Annotated in this window: 21 protein-coding genes; 7 read left to right on the top strand and 14 right to left on the bottom strand. The window is 45.7% G+C overall.

Going from position 1 to position 20,412, the window contains the following annotated elements; all coding sequences use genetic code 11:
* Positions 1-12: 12 nt before the first annotated feature.
* From FKN08_RS22685 to FKN08_RS22625, 13 genes are read right to left on the bottom strand one after another with little or no spacing between them, the layout of a single operon-like run.
* Positions 13-624 (bottom strand): DUF3261 domain-containing protein, encoded by a 612-nt coding sequence (locus FKN08_RS22685; protein WP_170892899.1) that lies wholly within the window; start codon positions 622-624, stop codon positions 13-15.
* On the bottom strand, positions 621-2,963 hold the full coding sequence (locus tag FKN08_RS22680; RefSeq protein WP_170892898.1) for an MMPL family transporter: 2,343 nt from the start codon (positions 2,961-2,963) through the stop codon (positions 621-623). Before FKN08_RS22680 ends, FKN08_RS22685 begins: the two co-directional genes overlap by 4 nt.
* Positions 2,935-3,555 (bottom strand): outer membrane lipoprotein carrier protein LolA, encoded by a 621-nt coding sequence (locus FKN08_RS22675; RefSeq protein WP_170892905.1) that lies wholly within the window; start codon positions 3,553-3,555, stop codon positions 2,935-2,937. The genes FKN08_RS22680 and FKN08_RS22675 overlap by 29 nt, the downstream gene beginning before the upstream one ends.
* Positions 3,555-4,001: an acyl-CoA thioesterase gene (locus FKN08_RS22670; protein WP_005388315.1), complete on the bottom strand. Its 447-nt coding sequence runs from the start codon at positions 3,999-4,001 to the stop codon at positions 3,555-3,557. The genes FKN08_RS22675 and FKN08_RS22670 overlap by 1 nt, the downstream gene beginning before the upstream one ends.
* Positions 4,001-5,554 (bottom strand): aromatic amino acid ammonia-lyase, encoded by a 1,554-nt coding sequence (locus FKN08_RS22665; protein ID WP_170892897.1) that lies wholly within the window; start codon positions 5,552-5,554, stop codon positions 4,001-4,003. Before FKN08_RS22665 ends, FKN08_RS22670 begins: the two co-directional genes overlap by 1 nt.
* Positions 5,538-7,244 (bottom strand): glycosyltransferase family 2 protein, encoded by a 1,707-nt coding sequence (locus tag FKN08_RS22660; RefSeq protein ID WP_170892896.1) that lies wholly within the window; start codon positions 7,242-7,244, stop codon positions 5,538-5,540. The genes FKN08_RS22665 and FKN08_RS22660 overlap by 17 nt, the downstream gene beginning before the upstream one ends.
* Positions 7,237-7,605, bottom strand: coding sequence for a 3-hydroxyacyl-ACP dehydratase (locus tag FKN08_RS22655; RefSeq protein WP_170892895.1), 369 nt, complete (start codon positions 7,603-7,605; stop codon positions 7,237-7,239). The genes FKN08_RS22660 and FKN08_RS22655 overlap by 8 nt, the downstream gene beginning before the upstream one ends.
* A 10-nt stretch (positions 7,606-7,615) precedes the next feature.
* Positions 7,616-9,016, bottom strand: a complete 1,401-nt coding sequence (locus tag FKN08_RS22650; protein WP_170892894.1) for an AMP-binding protein — start codon at positions 9,014-9,016, stop codon at positions 7,616-7,618.
* Positions 9,017-9,020: 4 nt separating this feature from the next.
* The gene (locus FKN08_RS22645; RefSeq protein ID WP_152812739.1) at positions 9,021-9,581 is read right to left on the bottom strand and encodes a hypothetical protein; all 561 of its coding nucleotides are present in this window, start codon (positions 9,579-9,581) and stop codon (positions 9,021-9,023) included.
* On the bottom strand, positions 9,581-9,838 hold the full coding sequence (locus tag FKN08_RS22640; RefSeq protein ID WP_005382279.1) for an acyl carrier protein: 258 nt from the start codon (positions 9,836-9,838) through the stop codon (positions 9,581-9,583). The genes FKN08_RS22645 and FKN08_RS22640 overlap by 1 nt, the downstream gene beginning before the upstream one ends.
* A 15-nt stretch (positions 9,839-9,853) precedes the next feature.
* Entirely contained in the window at positions 9,854-10,114 is a 261-nt protein-coding gene (locus FKN08_RS22635; RefSeq protein ID WP_005382278.1) for a phosphopantetheine-binding protein, read from the bottom strand.
* A gap of 13 nt (positions 10,115-10,127) precedes the next feature.
* The gene (locus tag FKN08_RS22630) at positions 10,128-10,895 is read right to left on the bottom strand and encodes a lysophospholipid acyltransferase family protein (RefSeq protein ID WP_006742871.1); all 768 of its coding nucleotides are present in this window, start codon (positions 10,893-10,895) and stop codon (positions 10,128-10,130) included.
* The gene (locus FKN08_RS22625) at positions 10,892-11,620 is read right to left on the bottom strand and encodes a beta-ketoacyl synthase chain length factor (RefSeq protein WP_170892893.1); all 729 of its coding nucleotides are present in this window, start codon (positions 11,618-11,620) and stop codon (positions 10,892-10,894) included. Before FKN08_RS22625 ends, FKN08_RS22630 begins: the two co-directional genes overlap by 4 nt.
* A gap of 77 nt (positions 11,621-11,697) precedes the next feature.
* Here FKN08_RS22625 and FKN08_RS22620 point away from each other — a divergent pair, with 77 nt between their 5' ends.
* The 4 genes from FKN08_RS22620 to FKN08_RS22605 all read left to right on the top strand — a co-directional run bounded on the left by FKN08_RS22620 (position 11,698) and on the right by FKN08_RS22605 (position 15,404).
* Complete coding sequence (locus tag FKN08_RS22620) at positions 11,698-12,096, top strand: hypothetical protein (RefSeq protein ID WP_170892892.1); 399 nt, start codon at positions 11,698-11,700, stop codon at positions 12,094-12,096.
* A gap of 27 nt (positions 12,097-12,123) precedes the next feature.
* Positions 12,124-13,191 carry a methyltransferase gene (locus FKN08_RS22615; RefSeq protein WP_005390460.1) on the top strand — a complete coding sequence of 356 codons (1,068 nt, stop codon included), beginning with the start codon at positions 12,124-12,126 and terminating at the stop codon, positions 13,189-13,191.
* Between the two features lie 7 nt (positions 13,192-13,198).
* Complete coding sequence (locus FKN08_RS22610) at positions 13,199-14,443, top strand: NAD(P)/FAD-dependent oxidoreductase (RefSeq protein ID WP_170892891.1); 1,245 nt, start codon at positions 13,199-13,201, stop codon at positions 14,441-14,443.
* A 220-nt stretch (positions 14,444-14,663) separates the two neighbouring features.
* Positions 14,664-15,404 (top strand): transglycosylase SLT domain-containing protein, encoded by a 741-nt coding sequence (locus tag FKN08_RS22605; protein ID WP_006742867.1) that lies wholly within the window; start codon positions 14,664-14,666, stop codon positions 15,402-15,404.
* A gap of 9 nt (positions 15,405-15,413) precedes the next feature.
* Here FKN08_RS22605 and FKN08_RS22600 read toward each other — a convergent pair whose 3' ends face one another.
* Positions 15,414-16,718, bottom strand: coding sequence for a hemolysin family protein (locus tag FKN08_RS22600; RefSeq protein WP_170892890.1), 1,305 nt, complete (start codon positions 16,716-16,718; stop codon positions 15,414-15,416).
* Between the two features lie 176 nt (positions 16,719-16,894).
* On the opposite strand from FKN08_RS22600, the gene FKN08_RS22595 reads away from it, so the two are divergent.
* The 3 genes from FKN08_RS22595 (at position 16,895) to FKN08_RS22585 (ending at position 20,383) form a co-directional block, all read left to right on the top strand.
* Positions 16,895-18,103 carry a DEAD/DEAH box helicase gene (locus FKN08_RS22595; protein ID WP_046874220.1) on the top strand — a complete coding sequence of 403 codons (1,209 nt, stop codon included), beginning with the start codon at positions 16,895-16,897 and terminating at the stop codon, positions 18,101-18,103.
* 253 nt (positions 18,104-18,356) lie between these two features.
* Positions 18,357-19,019, top strand: coding sequence for a TrkA family potassium uptake protein (locus FKN08_RS22590; RefSeq protein ID WP_047009490.1), 663 nt, complete (start codon positions 18,357-18,359; stop codon positions 19,017-19,019).
* Positions 19,016-20,383 carry a TrkH family potassium uptake protein gene (locus FKN08_RS22585; protein WP_047009489.1) on the top strand — a complete coding sequence of 456 codons (1,368 nt, stop codon included), beginning with the start codon at positions 19,016-19,018 and terminating at the stop codon, positions 20,381-20,383. The genes FKN08_RS22590 and FKN08_RS22585 overlap by 4 nt, the downstream gene beginning before the upstream one ends.
* Positions 20,384-20,412: the final 29 nt, after the last annotated feature.

Raw genomic sequence — 20,412 nt, 5'->3', positions numbered from 1 at the left:
TCTAAATTGTTCTTAATTAATCTGATGTTGCAGTGTTTGAATAGAAATTGAAAACTGATGTTTGAGGTGATGAAAATCAATCTTACCCTCTAACTTGTTAGAAGAGCTGTATTGAATCTCAATGATCTTTTCACCGTCGCTATCAAAGATGGCGCGAGAATTATTTTTATCAATAATTCGCCACCTTACCTCATTTAACGATCCTTCCCAAGCGGAACTCGGCCAGAGCGTGATCATCAGGTTAAATAATACCTGTTCTGGCTGCGGTAGCGAACCTTGTAAACCGTTGAGCACTTCGGTTTGAATTTGTTCTCCATCGTAAGACAGTGAGAGTACTCTCGTCCCCCAGGATGAGAAGCCTGCCAGTACCACTTCGTTGTTGGTTACTTGCAGTTGTACCGGAAGTTGCTCAGATGTGGTTTTACCATCTATTGCCCAAGAAGCCGTAATCAACTGACTGGCAGACAACTGATAGCCCAAGCTTGCGGGAGTGGGCAAGCTAACTTGGGTGTGCTCGTCAATGTCGACCTGAGGCGTCGATTGGTGAGGTACCAAGCTACATGCACTTAAAAACAGACTCAGTGCGATTAACGTCGCGCAGCGAAAAGCATGGTTAAAAATCATGACGTCGTTTCCTCTGTTTTAATCGCAATCGGAGAGAGTAGCCAAGCGACAAAAATACCACTTAACACCGTAATGCCGAAACTGTGAATCGCGTGAGTTTGGCTTAGTGACAGCAACCCAAATGACAGCACAGTGGTTATTGCCGAAAGGGTGATCGCCAATAGTGTGCTCACGCTGCGGGCTTTCTCGGCAAAGAACAGAGTGTAATCGATCCCGATACCAAGAATGAGCACCAAGCCAAGCAAGTTGAACAGGTTTAACGTTGTTCCCATCGCGACAGCCGTTGCCAGACCGCAGGCGCAAGCAATCAATGATGGCAGTAAAACTCGCCAACTGTGTTGCAGACCGTACCGCTTGATTAACACCAGAAAGATCACAGCACTGGCGGCTACCAATAGCTCCATGATTTTGATTCGGTATTCACCAAATAGGGCGGATATTTCTTCAGCTTTGTTTAGGTAGGCAACATCAGACTGTGATTTGGAAAACCCCTTAACAACGGCGGAGTCTTGCAATTGGTTTAACACCACTACCGTTGCCGATTTTCCTTTGATCTTACCCAAATGAAGAAAACGCACAGGCGCTGATACTGGGTTTTGCAAGTACTGATCAACCGTGACAGGGATAAAGTCGGCGTCCATTTTGGGCTTTTTACTTAAGCCCAGCCCGGAAGTAAGTGGGCTGGATTGTGTCGCGTAAAGATCGCGAATCAATTGATAGTCTTGTTGCTGACGTTCCACTGAGCTCAAGTAGCGGCTCAGGCTCTGGTAGCTTTCGATGGTGCTGTCCGCTTTCCACGCTTCTAAAGTTGGCGTCAAAGACTCCAGCTTTTTCATTAGGTTTTCGTCATCGTCGGCGGTAACTACCAACATTTGCTGCGAAGATTGCATGCCACTGAGCGTCGTAATCAAGGTTTCTTGCTGCTTGAGTTCGTTCGGCATCGTTTGCAGTAGACGAATGTCGTCATCGTAGTTCAATTGCAGCAAGAAAAAGCCACTCGCAACCACACATAACATCGGTAATCCGACTTTAATTCGAGGGTGATTCCAAAGCGTTAACCATTTCGCCAACAATGATTGTCCTGGTAAGTTCGAAATGGATCGCGATGGGTTACGAGCCAGTATCGGATACCAAGCCACCACGGTGATGTAAGCGGCAATTAGACCAATGGATGAAAACAGCGCAAGCTGCTGCAAACCAGGGAACGGTGCCACTAACATGCCCAAATAGCCGATCAAACTGGTGATTAAGCCAAGTGTGATAGCTATGAAAATATGCTTTAACCCTTGTTCGCTATCCCATTCATTTCCCGCCACAAGACGTTCCGTTAGGTAGTGGAATGCGTAGTCGATAGACACGCCGATTAAACTTGCGCCAAACACTAAGCTGAACAGATGGACTTTTCCAAAAATCCACGTTGTCACTGACAACGCAACGAGCAAACCAATGGTGATGGAAAGCAGTGCGAGAGACAGTGGCACCACACTACGAAAGACCAACACGAACAATGCAATGATACCGAGCAGAGAGAACACACCGATGGTACTGATCTCCGATTTTGCACTTTGCGTACCAAAGTCGGCGTAAAATAGAACGCCAGTATGTGCAACTTCAGCGCCATATTTCTGCGCGACGCTCTGTTCTAGCGCTTGAATATCAGGGACTGCAAGCTGCCCAGTTAGGCTATAAGGCGAGTCTTTTAGCTCGGCAGTAATAAGAAAGTATTGAGCACCGTCTTTTTCGACGGACAGATAGCCGTTATCCAATCGGAAAGAGGACGATTGCTGGGTAACTTGGCTTAAATAATCACGAAATAGCAAGAAAGGGTCATTTTGTAACTCTTGCCCGGTCACTCCAGAAAACGGGTTGTACAGCGACTGAATCACATGCTGCACTTGCTGTTCTGGATTTTGGCTTAAACGCTCTCGTTGTTCAGGCGTCAGTAATTGGAAGCGGTGCTTAAAGTAGTAACTCGCCCAAGCTTGCTGCTCTTGAGGTGAGATTTTTCCCACCACATCGCGAAAATGATTACTTTGGCGTAATCCCTTATCAAATTCAGCGGCCGCTGCAAAAAGGGCATTTTTGTCCGGCGCTGTGATCACGAAAATGACTTTGTCGCTCATACTTGCCGAGACCGACTCAAAGGCTTGCTCAGCCACCGGGTTTTGTTGGTTCTTCGGCAACAGTTTTAAAATGTTGGTCTCAATCGGAGATTCTGCACTCCAAACCCATTGTTTGAGTAGCAACGCGCCCGCTAAAACAACGAGATTGAGCCAAACCAGAGCAAAGGTATGAGTGCCAAGACTGAGTTTAGAAACGGAATTGAGCGTCTTCGGCATCCGTGAGTTCCTGAGGTAGAGAGGTCTGGTTCGTAAACGTGATTGCGGTCTTATCGCCACGCAGCTCTTGTAGGGTTAGGCGATCAATGTGCGTTTTACCGGAAAGAGTGATGGATTGAAACACCGCATTTAATGGCGACTGTTTTGGCACTAAAACGAGCTGCCATTGATTGTTCTCAACTGAAAAATCGAGTGTGAATTGTTCTTGCAGTGCAGAAGTATCCCCGTGGAACACGGATAAAAATACATGGCTAAAGTAGAACGCCATTGGGTTTTCTTCCGCAGAGATCGTTTTCGGTGCTTGGTCGGCAAAGGTCTGACGAAGTTTATTTTCCGTCAATACCAAATTGACTGCGAAAGGTTCTGTTTGTTGCCACAACAAGCCATGTGTTTTGCTCAGTGTGAACTGACCTTTAGAGGTTAAAGGTTGACTAAACATTTCTAGATGACGCTGCTGCGTAAAATCTCCGCGTACGATTTCATGCTGAGACAACTGCTGTTGAAGCGATGCCAAATCCGTTACATTTGCTCTCGGTGTGGCCAGTGCTGGAACAGAAAATATCAGCAAAAAAGAGAGTAACCACTTTTGCATTAGTTCAGGCTCCCATGGTTGTGCCATTGCTCTACTTTATCTAAAAAAACTGCTGGAGAAACAAAGCACATCTCTTGCTTTTCAATGGATACGGCGACTTGCGTTGTATGCGCTTTGCACATACGTTGATTCGTTTCGGCGTCGTAAATCACGTAATCCACACGTAAGCGGTTTTCCCACTCCGTGAGTTGCGCGGTAATGCGAATGGTGTGATTAAACGGAATCGCCTTGACGTATTTAACACGCGTGTCGATGATCGGCCACATATACCCAGAGTCTTGCATATCGCGATAGCTGTATTGGATCTTCTCCATCAGCACACGACGCGCTTCTTCAAAATACCGAAAGAAGTTGCCGTGATATATCACGCCCATCGGGTCAGCATCTTGGAATGAGGTGACCATTGTCACCTCCGCTTCTAATGGGTAGAGAACCTGCTCTTGCATTATACCTCCGCGTAGAGTGGCCAATGACGTTGCTGAATGCGTTCAATGAAATGACGCAAATCTTGTTCCAATGGGCGATCTTCAATCACAAATTCAAACTCGCTCAGCACGGCGTCACGAATTACTCGCAAACTCTGACTCATGTGGTGTTCGTCCAATTCGTTATGACGGCGACGAATCTCAACCGCTTGAACGCTTGCCAGCAGTGAAGCCGCAGCAACTTGCTCTGTTAACTCAAGTACGCGTAAGCAATCGCGAGCCGCAATGGTGCCCATACTCACTTTGTCTTGGTTGTGACATTCGGTTGAGCGAGAAAAAACGCTCGCTGGCATGGTGTTTTTCAACGCTTCTGCCGTCCAAGCTGAAATACCAATCTGAACTGCTTTAAAGCCGTGGTTGATCGGTTTACGCTCGCCTTCTGCACCGGTTAAGTTAAACGGTAGGCCGTTATTGAACTTGTAATCCATCAGTTGCGCCATCTGACGATCCAGCAGATCAGCTAAGTTGGCAATGTTCACTTTCAATGTGTCCATCGCCATTGCGATATGACCACCGTAGAAGTGACCGCCGTGCAGAACGCGCTCGTTGTCGCCATCGATGATTGGATTGTCGTTGGCACTATTTAGTTCATTCTCAATTAATTGACGTAGCCAAGGCAGTGAGTCTTGCACCATGCCAATCACGTGTGGCGCACAACGCAGCGAGTAACGATCTTGCAGTCGGTCGCTATTGCGTGGCGGACGTTCAGCATTGAGATCATCACGCAGCCAAGCCGCAACTTGCTGTTGACCAGGGTGAGGTTTTACCGCAAACAACGCTTCATCAAAGTGGAAGTCATTACCTTGCATACCCACAGAGACCATCGCGGTAATCTTGGTGCAAAGCTGCGCTAGGTATTCTGCGCGTTTGTAGGCAAGACAGGCGAGGGCAGTCATCACGGATGTACCGTTCATTAACGCCAAACCTTCTTTTGGTTTTAGGCGAATTGGCTCAATGCCCAGCTCTGCAAACACTTCTTGTGTTGGTCGCACATCGCCTTTGTAAAGCACTTCACGCTCGCCAATTAAGGTCGCCGCTAGGTACGACAGAGGCGTCAAATCGCCACTTGCGCCCACCGAGCCTTCCTGTGGAATACGCGGCGCAATGTCGTGGTTGATAAGCGTAACGATTTGGTTCAACAGATCGTGAGACACGCCAGATACGCCTTGCGACAATGAACATAAACGTGTTGCCAACACCGCACGAGCTTGCTCATGAGAAAGGATTTGACCTAAGCCACAACCATGGAAGCGTGTAAGGTGCAACGGAAGTTCATCCACAAGCGCGGGTGGAATCGCCACAGTACATGAATCGCCGTAACCCGTGGTCACGCCGTAAATAACGCCTTCTTCTTTAAGTAATCGTTCCAGAAACGCCACGCCACGATCAATTTTCGCGATAAATTCTGGCGAGGTGTTCATGTTTGCCTTTGCACCTTGAGCAATGGCAACGACATCTTCGATGGTTAAAGATTGGGTACCAAAAGTGATGTTGTGATTATTGTTGTTTGTCATGTGGCTGATTACTTAAAGTCCAGAAGTTAAAAAAGTTGTACCACTGTAACGGCGCTTGCAGTGTGTGGTGTTCTAATCTTTGTGCGTACTGTTGAACAACGTGTTCTAGTGCCTGCTGACGCTCCTTGCGCGGTAGCGTGATTTGGTCACTAAAGTGTTCAAAGTACACATTAAAATGCGGAGTGTTTGCTTCGTCGTCGCGTAGGCCGAAGAGTAGGTAAACCGGCGCTTTTAATACCGAGGCCAGCATGAATGGGCCTTGCGGGAATGGTGCAGGTTTACCAAGAAAATCTGCCCAAACGACACGATTTTCTTTGCTGGTGGAAGTGCGATCGCCAACGATCACTACCCATTCGCCTTGCTCGATTTTTTGTTGAAGCAGAATCGCGGTGTCTGGTCCCATTGAGCTGACTTGAATCAGATTCAGTTCCGAATTTGGGTTTACCGCCTTCATTACCGCATTAAATTGTTCAGCGTGTTGGGTAAATACCAAGGCATTGATTTTGACATGAGAGTGTCGACGACCAAGCGCGCGGCAGAGTTCGATATTGCCAAGGTGCGAGCCTAAAATGAGCACGCCTTGTTTTTTCTGCGCCATCTCTTCGAAATGATGTTGGCCGTGAATGGTTAGGTTGTCGACATTAAAGTCACCTTGCCATGCTGCCAGTTTGTCGAGCATGGTACGCCCAAAAGAAAGCAGATGATGATAGCTGTCCAACTGTTTTGGCAGTGCGATGTTCTGCTGCGCTGCGTAGTGCTGTAAGTTGTTCAGGTAAATCTCAGACGCTTCGCGGGCAGATTTACCCGTGAAGTGGTAGTAGCGCATGACTAACTTCAAAATCAGGTCGAACGCTTTTCTGCCGAACAAGCGGTAAACCGCGAGCAAGGTTTTGATGCCTAAAATCGTGCCTTGTTCTTTTCGTTTAGACCAGTGGGCATTGCTGTCGTCTGCGTGATGGCGCTTTCTTGCGAGTAGCGAAGGGATGCGCGGCAACATGCCAAAAAATAGTCGAGTGTGCATCCAGCTTATCTTGACGTTATCCCACAATGCGTCGAAGTGGGAAATGCCACCTTCAGGGTAGATCACGCGCGTTGGAACAAAAGCAATATCGACGCCTTCCCAGTACATTCGCACCAGAATTTCGATATCAAAATCCATGCGTTTGCCGATGTTGTACTTGTTCAACACGGCGACCGTTTTCGCCACTGGGTAGGCGCGAAAACCGCACATGCTGTCTTTGATAGACAGTGACAAGGTTTCTATCCACACCCAAATGTGCGTAGCGTAGCGACCATACAAACGGGATTTAGGTACGCTCTCGTCGTATATCGGTTGGCCCGAAATCAGGTTATCTGGTTTTGTTTTGCTGGCGCTGAGCAACTTCGGCAATGCTTCTAGGTCGTGTTGACCGTCTGCGTCGATTTGAATGGCGTGCGTAAAACCAAGCTGGTGAGCTTGATGTAGGCCTGCCATTACCGCGCCACCTTTACCTTGGTTTTCGCTCAAACTAATCAGTTTTATCAGTCCTTGCTCACTCAAAGCTGAAAGCGCTTGTTTGGTGTATTCATTGCTGCCGTCGTCCACGACCAGCACTGGCAAATCGAAAGAGGATAACGACGCAACCACGTCTGCAATTGTGCTGCCGTGGTTGTAGCAAGGAATTAAAAAGCAGGGACGGTAATCACTCACGTGACTCACCCAGTTTCATTTTTCCTGACGAGTGAGTCACCAAGGTTTCACCGCTTTTCGTTGTGTACTTAAAGGTCAATTTCTCACGCTCATTGTCCCAAGAGAGTGAGAGGCAAACGTCGGCGTTTGGCAGAATCGGCTCTTGAAATTTGATGACTTCCATTCCTTTAAATACCTTGGGTGTATTCAAATATTGAACGGCGTAGAACAACGCCCAATCAATTTGAGTGACGCCGGGTAAAAGAGGGAAGTGACTGAAATGACCTTGGAAATCTAAGATGTCAGCATCCACTCGCAGCGACAGCTCCGCGGTGTGGTCACTCACTTCAATATTTTGAATAGTTGGTTTTCTTTTTTCCATGTTACTAGCTTTATTGGAATAATTTTTCAATTTCAGCAACTTGGCGTTTGCCTTGGCTGTTCAATGGAATTTCGTCGACCACTCGGAATTTTCTCGGGATAGCGATCGGTTCTAACCAATTGCGAAGTGCCTTGCGAAGTTCAAGCCAAAACTTGCCTTTACCAAGTTCATCAAGCACATCACCGCCTTTATCGTTAAGTACGATGATCGAGACTAACGTGAGGCGACCAGACTCTTCCATTGGGATCACCACGCTTTCTTGAACCCACGGCAGTTGCTCTAAACGTTTTTCCACTTCGACAAGAGAAATACGCTTTTCTTCGACTTTGACGATTCGGTCAGTGCGTCCACGCAATTCAAAAGAAATACTATCATGGAAATAGCATTCATCCGCAGTTTGGTACCAAGTGTTTTCATCAATGTGTGGCGAGCGGAGCTTTAAACAATTTTCATGGTTAAGCTCGGCTTCAACACCTGGGAATAACGTCCAAGGAGTGCTGGCTACGTGCTGCTGACGGTAAGCGATGCCGCCGGTTTCTGTGCTGCCAAAAACTTCAATAGGAAGTGACCCAAACAACAGCTGGCTGTGTTGCGCGGCTTGGTTTGGCAAGGGGCCTCCAGAAGAGAATACGCACCGAATTGCAACCGGATTATGCTCTTCACTGAGTCGTTTTAGTAACGCAGGGCTGCTTACTAGCGTGGTGTCAGCATCGGCGTGATGGACAATTTGCTCTGGGAACTCAAGGTTGTGTGCTGAAAATGGACGTGCAGAGCACAAAGGCCACAATACGCGGAACAGCAAGCCGTAAATGTGTTGATGAGAGACGGTGCTTTCGACGCGTGTTTTGGCAACCGTGTCGCCCCACAGGTTGTCTAGAATAGCAACTTCGATATCGAGCTGTTTCAGCGTTTTTGCAATGGCTTTTGGTTTGCCGCTTGAGCCAGAAGTGAATAGCGTTACCGATATTTCCGCCAAGTTTAATTCACGCCAAACATAAGGTTGTTTGGCTTTTGGCTCGTTAATCACAGTGATTTCTAGCAATGATTGAGCTTCGATCAAAAGCGAGCTCACCTGTTCTGGAACAGAGACATCGGCATCGTGCAGCAATAAATCGTAGTGCTCGCTGAGTTCTTTGAGTGCTTCTGGTTGGTAATTACCAGATAATACAATGGATTTTCCTGCATAACAACAAGCGAAAAAGCCAACGGCAAACAGGTAGCTGTTGCCAAAACACAACGCAATGTTTTGCGTTGGTTGGGTTTCTAACTGCTGAGCAAGCGTTGCGACGTGCTGCTGGAAATCACCCCAAGTGATAACTGTGTCGCGATCGTAAGAGACAGGGGATTGCTCAGGCCTCTCTGCGACGAACAAGGTCGCTAGGGAGGTAAAGCTCGAATACGTTGTATTCATACGATTAGTGTTCCTTTCGAACAAATTGACGCACGATCCATTCTCCAGCGAACAAGCCACCAGCAAGTAAGTAGCTGATGAGGCCGTTATAAAGCGTCCATATTTTTACTGGTAGGAAACAGGTATAGAGCGCAACGGCAGCATTGAGCGTAAAAAAAACGCACCAAACCATCGTCACTTTGCGTGTGTAAGCCACGCCACTAGCCGGAAGGTCAGGCTCTTGCAAGCGAGCAAGCCTTTCAATGATTGATTGCGGCTGTTTTAAGCTCAGTCCAAAGACACACAGCATACATACATTGACAACCACAGGGTAAAAGTGAAGCCACCCGTGTTGTTTAAACACCATGCCAAGTGTAATTAGAACAATGCCAACAGCGCCCGTAGCGAGCGCCAAGAATTTAAACTCTTTTAGTGGGGTCTTATTTGCGATGAAAACACGCAAAAGTAACGCAGCAATTAACAAGCCCCCGACTAAGTTCAAGCCAAATTTATCTATACCGAAATAGACGGCGAAGGGGTAGGCAAACAGTACAATTGCAGACAGACCAGTCAGCAATTGGCGCATTAACTTTCCTTCAATAACTCAGTGACGGCGTTAACCACATCGTCAACGGTTCTTACAGCACTAAACTCTGCTGGCTTGATTTTTTTGCCAGTGACATTCTGTAGGTGTACGACCAAATCAACGGCGTCAATGCTATCAAGGTCGAGATCTTGGTATAAGTGCGCATCTGACTGAATGTCGGCTGCGTCAATTTCGAACAGCTCAACAAGCGCATCTTTAACTTGTTCAAATACTTGATCTTTATTTACATCAGTCATGAATATACCTACAACTTATTCATTAGTTTGAGAAGAAACGTATTTCGCTAGGTTTGCTACAGAAGCAAAGTGTTCGCGCGTGTTTGAGTCGTCGGCATCAATAACGATGTTGTATTGTTTTTTAATTGCGAGTCCAAGCTCAAGTGCATCGATAGAATCTAAGCCAAGTCCATCACCAAAAAGTGGTGCATCCGTTTCAATATCATCTACGGTTAAATCTTCAAGGTTTAAAGCATCAATAATAAGTTGCTTAATGTCGTTGTGTAACTGTTCCACTGGGACCTGCTTATTAATAAAAGTTTTCTGGAAAAATGTTTTCAGCTAGGTGCTGTTGTAAGCGTCGCGCCGCTATTGTCGGCGACGTAGTTTGCTTTATAAAAGGGTCAATCTCAACTTTATCCTTAACTTCAACCCTGAAAAAAGGCTTTGTTGCCGGTACTTGATACCATTTTTTCTCTTTTGTGAGGAAACTTGGCGTTACCGTAATATGGACAACCCTTAAATCTCGTTCTGTTCTTACCGCAATTTGTGCTGCGCCGCGTTGTAATTTTGGTTCTACACCAGGTGTTGTTCTTGTCCCTTCAGGAAATATAAGCAACACGTTGCCTTTGTTAAATCGTTCATCACAAAGTGCTAATAAATCATCCGGCGCTTCATTGGGAATATATCCGGCTGCTTTTACGATGTGCTTCATAAAAGGATTCGACCATATTGCCGATTTTACTAAACAGTCGCAGCGATTTAATTGTGAAGCAATGAGAACGTAATCGATTAAACTAGGATGGTTGGCAACAATTAAACAATTACGATCTTGTTGAAGAATATCGGCACCAATAATTTCGTAATCGATTGCTCCACTTAACTTCATCAATTTACAAAAGGTGTTGAATGAATATCGAATCGCACCTTGAACTTTATATTCACGTTCGGTTTGATCCGAAACGAAAATACGAATAGTCGGAATAACAATGAAGCTCAGTGCTAAACCACCTAACCCAAATACTGAAAAACAAAAGCCGGTTGCTAGCACACGCCAATACTGATTTAAGCGACTCATTGCTTGTGCCATTCCCAAATTTGTTGCGGAGCGTGAATAGTCCACTGATTTTTATCTGACAAGTAGTGTTGCAAAAACGTTAAGCCTTGTGGCAACGGGTGGTTTGAGCATTTTGCACTGATGCCGCTTTGCACCGTGAAGCCATCTCCATGAGAAAGTATCAAGCCGAGTCCAAACCCTTGGTATTGTTGGTTTTCATATTCTAAATAAGAGTCAGGCATAGGCTCATCAAAATCAACAAGCAGGACTTTTTTGTCAGGATTGTCGGACAAAAACAGCCATGCTTCTAATATTGCACTTTGGAATGTGTTTTCTGCCGCAGCGATCGAAGTTAGGGGGATGGGTTGTTTGGTTGCAATAGTGGCAAGCCCTGCGGCGGTATTATGCACGGACTGAGAAAAAGCCATCGGAGACGCTTCTTCTCCGTTAATAATATCTTTAACTAACGCAACACTGCGATGCAATTCGCCATGACGACTCGAAAATACGAGGTAATCAACCTGATGTTGATTAAGTAATTCGATTGCCGTTTGCACTGCCAGTTTGCTAAGTGGACTCATTCTTCTGCGCATCATCGCAGGAATATCCGCAACATTGATTTTGCCATCTTCTGGCCATTTTATCTCTGTTGCCCATTGTTTCCATTCATTGGATTCGGATAAACCGAATGAATTCGCAGTCCACGCATCAATATTGAACGAAATGTTGATCTTCGAGTTTGGCATATTGGGTTAAATTGTTTATTTTACAGCTCGATACAAATTGGGTTTTACCCAAAGTCATAATAAAAAAGGAAATTATCATGTCGCGTTTTAAGCTGTATGTCTCGTTATTATTAACTTTGCTTCTTGTCGGTTGTGGACGAGTACAACCTGTAATGAATGTGGAGGATACTCCAGTTGCTTATGATCTTCAAAATAAACAAGTAAAAATGGCCATTGTGCAATCGGCAACCAACCGAGGTTGGATGATTGAAGAAGTAAGCCCAGGCGTTCTTATTGCAAAAATTCACGTTCGTAAACACTTTGCAGAAGTAAAAATTCCATATAACAACAAATATTACTCAATTATTTATCTCAACTCAGTAAATCTAAAAGCCAGTGATGGCAAAATCCATCGCAATTACAATCGTTGGATAAACAACTTGAATGTTGATATTCAACGAGCTATTGCATTGTTAGGCTCTCAGTCTAAACAATAAAAATATTAATTGCAGTTAGGTTTTTCCGTGTTAAATCAAAATAATGACCCTTTTAATGCTTTTGAAGCAAAAACAGAAGCTCAGAAGTTATCTTTTGCACCAATCGTGTTCCAGACCGCCAGAACGCTCCGAGATTTAGGTATTTTAGCCGCGCTAGACAGCGCCGGTTCACAAGGCATGAGTGCCACGGACATTGCCGAGAAAACGGGCGTGTCAGAATATGGTGTCAAAGTATTGTTGGATATGGCGATTAGCGCACATATTGTTTTATGGGAAAGACCTAACTATTCGCTTGCGAACCTTGGCTTTTACCTTCTTCACGATGGTATGACGAACGCAAACATGGATTTTACGGCTGATGTCTGTTACGCCGCGATGATGCATCTGACGGAAGCGATTAAAGAAGGTAAGCCTTCAGGTTTGAAAGAGTTGGGCAATTGGGAGACGATTTATCAAGGTCTGTCGACGCTGCCAGATCAAGCCAAACAGAGTTGGTTTAAGTTCGATCACTTCTATTCGGATCGCTCGTTTCCATTACTGCTTAAAGAAGTGTTTGCAAGCAAGCCAAAGCACCTAGTGGATATTGGTGGAAATACCGGGAAATGGGCTATTCAGTGTTGTAAGCATGATCCTGATGTTGAAGTTACTATTGTCGATTTGCCGCAGCAATTAGAAGTGGCGATGTCAAATGTCTCTGAAAACCAGTTCGCCGAGCGTGTACGTCCATACCCTGCCAACATGCTTGATAAAGCACAAACATTGCCTGAGCATGCTGACGTATGGTGGATGAGCCAGTTCTTGGATTGCTTTTCACCAATTGAGATCCTAAATATCCTTAAAAAAGTCAAAGCCCAGTTAACGAAGGGAGATACTATTTACGTATTGGAGCTATTTTGGGATGCCCAAAAATACGCGGGTGCTTCTTATAGCCTTAATGCAACCTCTCTCTACTTTACCTGTTTAGCCAACGGCAATAGTCGTTTTTATCGCAGTGATGATTTCTTAGAAATTGTCGAAGCGGCAGGTTTATCTGTCGTCGAAAGAACCGACAACATTGGCCTTGGTCACACCTTATTAAAACTACAAGCAAACTAAATTCAGAATGAAAACAGAGCTCAAGCAAGTTGTCGTCGTAGGAGCGGGCCCATCTGGCTCCACCGTTTCTGCGTTATTAAAATCGCGTGGCATAGATGTCGTTGTCATAGAAAAAGCCACCTTTCCACGTTTCTCTATCGGAGAAAGCCTGCTTCCTGCATGTATGGAAGTTGTCGAGCAAGCCGGAATGACCAATGCGGTAAAGCAGTTTGGCTTCCAATATAAAGATGGCGCTGCATTTCGTCGCAATGGTGTTTACACCCAGTTCGATTTTACGGACAAATATACCCCAGGGCCGGGTACGACGTTTCAGGTGCAACGTGCCAGTTTTGATAAAGTGCTCGCCGACAGTGCCGCAGAGCAGGGCGTCGATATTCGTTATCAACATGAGCTAGTTAGCTTGGCGTTTGAAGGCAAAAAATCTCGCTTAGAAGTTGTTGGGCCGGATAAACAGACCTATCAAATCGAAGCTGATTTTGTTTTGGATGCGAGTGGTTTTGGCCGTGTTTTGCCACGCTTGTTGGATCTTGAAGAGCCTTCTTGTCTTCCTCCAAGAAAAGCGATATTTACTCACATCGAAGATCGTATCTCTCCACAAGAGCCCGAGTACGATCGTAATAAAATTCTGATTTCCGTGCATCCTGAAAATCACGATGTGTGGTACTGGCTAATTCCATTCTCGAATGGTACGTGTTCGTTTGGTGTGGTGGGTGAGCCTGAGTTTTTCGAGCAATACCCAGAAGATAAGCTTGCAGCTTTGCAGCAGTTGGCGAATGAAGAGCCGGGGTTGGCTTCTTTGTTGCGAAATGCGAATTACCCAAATCCAGCAGGCGAGTTGGGTGGCTATTCAGCGAACGTCAAACGCTTAGCGACTGAAAACTACGCACTGCTTGGTAATGCCGGCGAGTTTCTTGATCCTGTGTTTTCATCTGGTGTCACCATTGCCATGAAGTCGGCGGAATTTGCGGCCGATTGCGTGGTTCGTCAATTAAATGGTCAAGTGGTTGATTGGCAAGAAGAGTATTCGGAACGCTTGATGGTGGGGGTGAACACATTCCGCACTTATGTGGAGGGTTGGTACAGCGGCACATTGCAAGATGTGATCTTCTATCAAAACCCGAATCCACGTATTAAGCAGATGATTAGCGCGATTTTGGCTGGATACGCTTGGGATACAAACAACCCTTACGTAAAACAAAGCGAACAACGTTTGTCGACGCTCGCTGAGCTGGTTCGAGAAGCGGAACTGTAAGAGTATAAATTCTCTTAGCTGAGGATGCGTAAACCTAGGTCTTACCGAGAAATTGGTAAGACCTTTTTTATTCTCGACAATACCTTTTTATTTGTACTTCGAGCTTACTGGAGACATCTTGACCACTTGTTTCGAGGTGTATCGAATTTGAGAAAATTTATAGTGATTATGATCACATACATACTCATTGTTGCTGATATTTATATTAAACGTGTAGGAAATGGATTACATTTTGGGAGTGTTCCCTAAATCCGGCTTCGTTGTGAAAACGGTTTATAAGCAACTGTATAAATTAGTAAAGTTCCAAAAACTGCACCAAAAAAAAGATAAGTTTCTTGCCAAATCAATTCGCTTGGTGAGTTCGAACCATCGACTGCGCCAAACACTTCCTTTACTTTCTCGAATTGTCAAAGAACACGACGCGCCAACTGTCTCTTCGGTTGTTGATCCCGAGAACGCGGTGGCGTGGGGAGGCAAAGTTTCTCCAGAGTTCAAATGCAAAGTCATTCGTATTAGTGAAGAGCTGGAGATCAACCCTAATCATCTGATGGCCTGCATGGCATTTGAAACCGCTGAAACCTTCAGTCCAAGCATCAAAAATGGTTCAGGAAGTGGGGCGACAGGGTTAATTCAATTTATGCCCTCTACCGCTGAGTCATTAGGAGTGAGTACGAAAACTCTTGCGAGGATGAGCGCGGTCGAGCAACTTGACTATGTAAAAGCCTATTACTGGCCATATCGCCATAAAATCAATAGTCTGGAAGATGCGTATATGGCAATTCTCTATCCTGCTGCGATTGGCAAACCGTCTTCTTTCGTTTTGTTCAAGCAAGGCTCGATTGCATACCGACAAAATGCGGGTATCGATCGTCACAATACAGGAAAAATCACGCTTAATGATGTTTCCTATAAAGTACGGAAAAAACTAGAGAAAGGTTTACAGCCCAATTTGATGGGATAGGGCCGCGCTTTATTCCACTTCGCTATTGTTGGTTGGTGTATCGGTGTCTTTGGTGACTCTGACTTGCATAATGCGATGTTTTTTAACGAGGAGTATGTCAAATCGCCAACCTTGGTAGTGAATGTGCTCCCCAACATTTGGGACTCGACCATAAAGCCATGTCAAAAGCCCATTTAATGTTTGAAAGCCTTCTCGCTCTTCGCCTTCTATGCTGCTCAGTTCGAGTTTGTTCTTGAGCTCATTGAGCGGGATCAACGAGTCCATCAACCAACTGCCATCTTTTTGTTGTTTGGCCCACACTTGCTGTGGCGCCATGCCCAGTTCTCCAGCAATTGACTTTAACAAGTCGTAAAGGGTTACTAGGCCTTGTACATCACCATACTCATCGACAATAAAGACCATTTCCGCACTGGTTTGTTGCATGTAGTTAAGGAGAGGTAACCCTTTCATGGACTCGGGTACAAAACGCGGACGCTTGAGCTGTTTAGCCAGTTTACTGATAGACAATTCGTCATATTCATCGAGCAGGACTTTGGATGAAATGGTGCCAATAATATTGTCCAAACTACCCTTACAGACTGGCCATACGGAGTGTTGGGTTTGGCGAAGGTCAGTAAGGATGACATCAATAGGTTGGTTGGCATCTAGGTAATGGATATCGCACCGTGGTGTCATTAACGATAATGCTAAACGATCGTTAAGGTGGAGTAAGTTGCGAATCATCAATTGCTCTTGTGGCTCAATCGCACCGGACTCAGAGCCTTCGCTAACAATAGCAAAAATATCCTCCTCGGTAACAATCTCACCGTTGCTGTCGTTTTGGCGCAATAATCGGAGAAAAGTATCGGTTGAAAACGTCAATAAGAAGACAAAAGGAGTGGTGAGCTTGGCGAGCCAGTGGATCGGATAAGCTACGATAATAGCGATGGTTTCTGCGTTGTTTTGTGCAAAGCGCTTGGGAACGAGTTCTCCCACCACAATCGCGAAGTAGGTGATCATGAGCACGACGCTCGTCGTTGAAAGTACCGTTGCTATCTCTCTTTCTAGCCCTTGGGTTACTAACCAATTTTCGAATGGTACTGAAAGCGTTGCTTCACCAAAAATACCACTTAATAGCCCGATGACGGTAATGCCTATTTGGATCGTGGAAAGAAACTGAGTCGGATTGTTTTTAAGTTCGAGCGCTAAAGCGGCAGAGGCGTTGTGTTCTGCAATTAATTTTAGCCTTCCGCTTTTGGCTGCGACTAGAGCGATCTCTGACATAGCAAACGCGCCATTGAGTGCGATTAATCCAACCAGCAGTAATACGTCCATAACGTTTCCCAGTAATGTACACGTTAGCAGCATAACTAGATTCACGCGCAAGAAATGTGATGTTGCGAGTAAATCATGCAGCGCTCTATTATCGGGCTCTACGCGCATGAATCCTTCTGTTACTTCACTGGGATTCTGATACACTACGCGCCCATTTCCTCTGTTGAGACGTTTCTATGCCATTTTCTAAGCTTGGTTTAAGCGCATCGATTACTGATGCAGTAAAAGCGCTAGGTTATGAAAAACCGACCTCTATCCAGCAAAAAGCCATTCCAATCGTACTGCGTGGTAGCAACTTAATTGCCGCAGCACAAACGGGGACAGGTAAAACGGCCAGTTTTGTTCTACCAATCTTAGAAAAGCTTAGTCAAGGCGAAACGCAACGTAAAAAACGTGCTCGCGCTATTATTCTTACGCCCACACGCGAACTTGCGCTTCAGGTTCATCAAAGCATTGAAGCTTATGGTAAAAACTTACCGCTGCGCTCAATGGCGATGTTTGGTGGTGTGGATTATGCGCCACAAAAACAAGCCTTGATCGAGGGTGTCGATATTGTGGTAAGTACGCCGGGACGTTTGATTGACCTGTACGGTCAACGCGCCATTCACTTTGATGAAGTGGAAATGCTAGTGCTTGATGAAGCGGACAAGATGTTGGACATGGGATTCATCGATGCGATCGATAAGATCGTCGATTGCATGCCAGAACATGTTCAAAGCCTGCTGTTCTCGGCAACACTATCTAACCCTGTTCGTGATTTGGCGAAAAACGCGATTATTGATCCTGAAGAAATCACGATTGCAAAACACAGTGCATCTAAGTCGAACATCAAGCAGTGGATCACCACCGTCGATAAGGACATGAAGTCGTCGCTGTTAAGTCACATGCTCAAAGAAAACGACTGGTCACAAGTACTGGTATTTATTGAAACCAAACACGGTGCTGCCAAGCTTGTTAGCCAACTTGAAAAGCGCGGCATTGTGGCTGAAGCGTTTCACAGTGGCCGTAATCAGCGTGTTCGCCAAGAATTAATAGAAAAGTTCAAAGCCGGTGAAATCCAGTACCTAGTCGCAACTGGTGTTGCAGCGCGAGGTATTGATATCGATAACTTGCCCGTTGTTATTAACTACGACTTACCGTATCCAGCAGATGAATATGTACACCGTATTGGTCGTACTGGTCGTGCTGGCGCACAAGGTGAAGCGATCTCATTAGTTTCAAAAGATGACTTTAAAAACCTTTGTATGATCGAGAGCCGTTTAGGGCACTTGCTAGAGCGAGTGGAAATTGACGGCTTTGCACCAAGAAAGCCAGTGCCGATTTCTATTTTAAATTACGTACCTAAGAACAAGCGTAAACCGCACGATAAGCGCGAATCAAAATAGCCTGTTTTATCTCTACGATCCAAAAGCCGCATTGTTGCGGCTTTTTGCGTTTTAGGGAGATTCACTCATGGGTTGACAGTGTTGGCTTTTATGCCGTAATGAGGAAAAAAGTTAATTTATGTCATACGCTTAACACTCAAAGTGAGTCAGCTTTCGTAAAGCTTTTGTCAATTCTCTGTCCTCAGGTTTGCACAAGGTTAGGAATGGGCGCAGACTTTTTTGCTTGCTAGTGAATGCATAAGATGAGGCATAAATGAAAACAGGTGATAAGCAATTCGCCGTTATTGGTCTTGGCCGATTTGGTTTGGCAGTGTGTAAAGAGCTACGAGATTCAGGAGCTCAAGTTTTAGCGGTTGATATCAACGAAGACAGAGTCAAAGAAGCTGCCAGTTTTGTTAGTCAGGCAATTGTGGCTAATTGTACTCACGAAGAGACGGTTGCTGAGCTTAAGCTTGATGATTACGACATGGTGATGATTGCTATCGGAGCGGACGTTAACGCTAGTATTCTCGCCACACTGATCGCCAAAGAAGCGGGAGTGAAGTCAGTATGGGTTAAAGCCAACGATCGATTTCAAGCGCGTGTCCTGCAAAAGATTGGTGCGGACCACATTATCATGCCTGAACGTGACATGGGGATACGTGTCGCGCGTAAAATGCTCGATAAACGGGTTCTTGAGTTCCACCCTTTAGGTAGTGGCTTAGCCATGACGGAGTTTGTGATTGGATCTCGTTGGATGAGTAAGACATTAAGTGACCTAGCACTGTGCAAAGTCGACGGTGTGCAAGTACTCGGGTTTAAACGGGGCCCAGAAATTACCAAGGCGCCAGACCTTAATACCAAGCTGGAAATTGGCGATCTCATTATTGTGGTTGGCCCGCAAGATGCGCTGGCAAATAAATTAAAATCACTATGACGCAGTTTCATCAAAAAGGCGTTTTTTACGCGCCAGATGGTAAACGAGAAAAAGCAAAGGGTAACGAGCCGCGGATTATATTGCTGAGTTTTCTCGGTGTGTTGCTGCCTTCTGCCGTGCTGTTAACCTTGCCAGTTTTTTCTGTTACAGGCCTTTCGATAACGGACGCTTTGTTTACCGCAACATCCGCCATCAGTGTGACAGGGCTTGGTGTTGTCGATACCGGGCAGCACTTTACGTTAGCCGGGAAGATCTTGCTGATGTTTTTAATGCAAATCGGTGGATTGGGGCAGATGACGTTGTCGGCGGTTTTACTCTATATGTTTGGTGTGCGTTTAAGCTTACGCCAGCAAGCGTTAGCGAAAGAAGCGCTAGGGCAAGCTCGACAGGTCAACTTAAACCGGCTGGTGAAGCGGATTGTGATTTTTGCGCTTGTCGCAGAATCTATTGGGTTTATTTTCCTTTCCGTTCGTTGGGTTCCTGAAATGGGCTGGCAAACTGGCATGTTTTACGCGTTATTTCATGCGATTTCTGCGTTTAACAACGCAGGGTTTGCTCTGTTTTCAGACAGTATGATGAGCTTTGTGAATGACCCGCTGGTCATCTTTACCCTGGCCGGGTTATTCATTTTTGGTGGGCTTGGTTTTACTGTTGTCGGAGACATCTGGCTGAACTGGCGTAAAGGTTTCCACTTTTTGCATCTTCATACCAAAATCATGCTTATCGCGACACCGATATTGCTCTTTGTTGGGACGGTGATGTTTTGGTTACTCGAGCGGAGTAATCCAAATACAATGGAATCGTTACCTGTGGCGGGTCAATGGTTGGCGGCATTCTTCCAATCCGCTAGTGCTCGGACGGCCGGGTTCAACAGTGTCGACTTGGCGCAGTTTACCCAGCCAGCTTTATTGATCATGATTGTTCTGATGTTGATTGGTGCTGGGTCCACCTCAACGGGGGGCGGCATTAAGGTTTCCACATTTGCCGTTGCGTTCATGGCTACGTGGACCTTTTTGCGCCAAAAGAAACATGTGGTTATGTTTAAACGAACCGTAAACTGGCAAACCGTGACTAAGTCACTCGCCATTATCGTTGTGAGCGGCGCCATTCTGACAAGCGCGATGTTTTTATTGATGCTCACAGAGAAGGCAAGCTTTGATAAGGTCATGTTTGAAACCATTTCCGCATTTGCGACGGTAGGACTTACCGCTGGTTTAACGGCAGAGCTTTCTGAGCCAGGCAAGTACATTATGATCGTGGTAATGATCATTGGTCGTATCGGGCCACTCACGCTTGCTTACATGTTAGCCCGCCCTGAACCTACCTTAATCAAGTACCCAGAAGACACCGTTCTTACAGGTTAAAGTAGCGTTTATTAGCACCCCTCCGACCA

Origin of the sequence: Vibrio sp. 1-2 (7-a) (genome assembly GCF_013048515.1) — a bacterium.
Classification (GTDB): Bacteria; Pseudomonadota; Gammaproteobacteria; order Enterobacterales; family Vibrionaceae; genus Vibrio; species Vibrio diabolicus.
The sequence above is the reverse complement of the archived record's forward strand: the minus strand, read 5'-3'. Positions and strand labels throughout refer to the sequence as shown.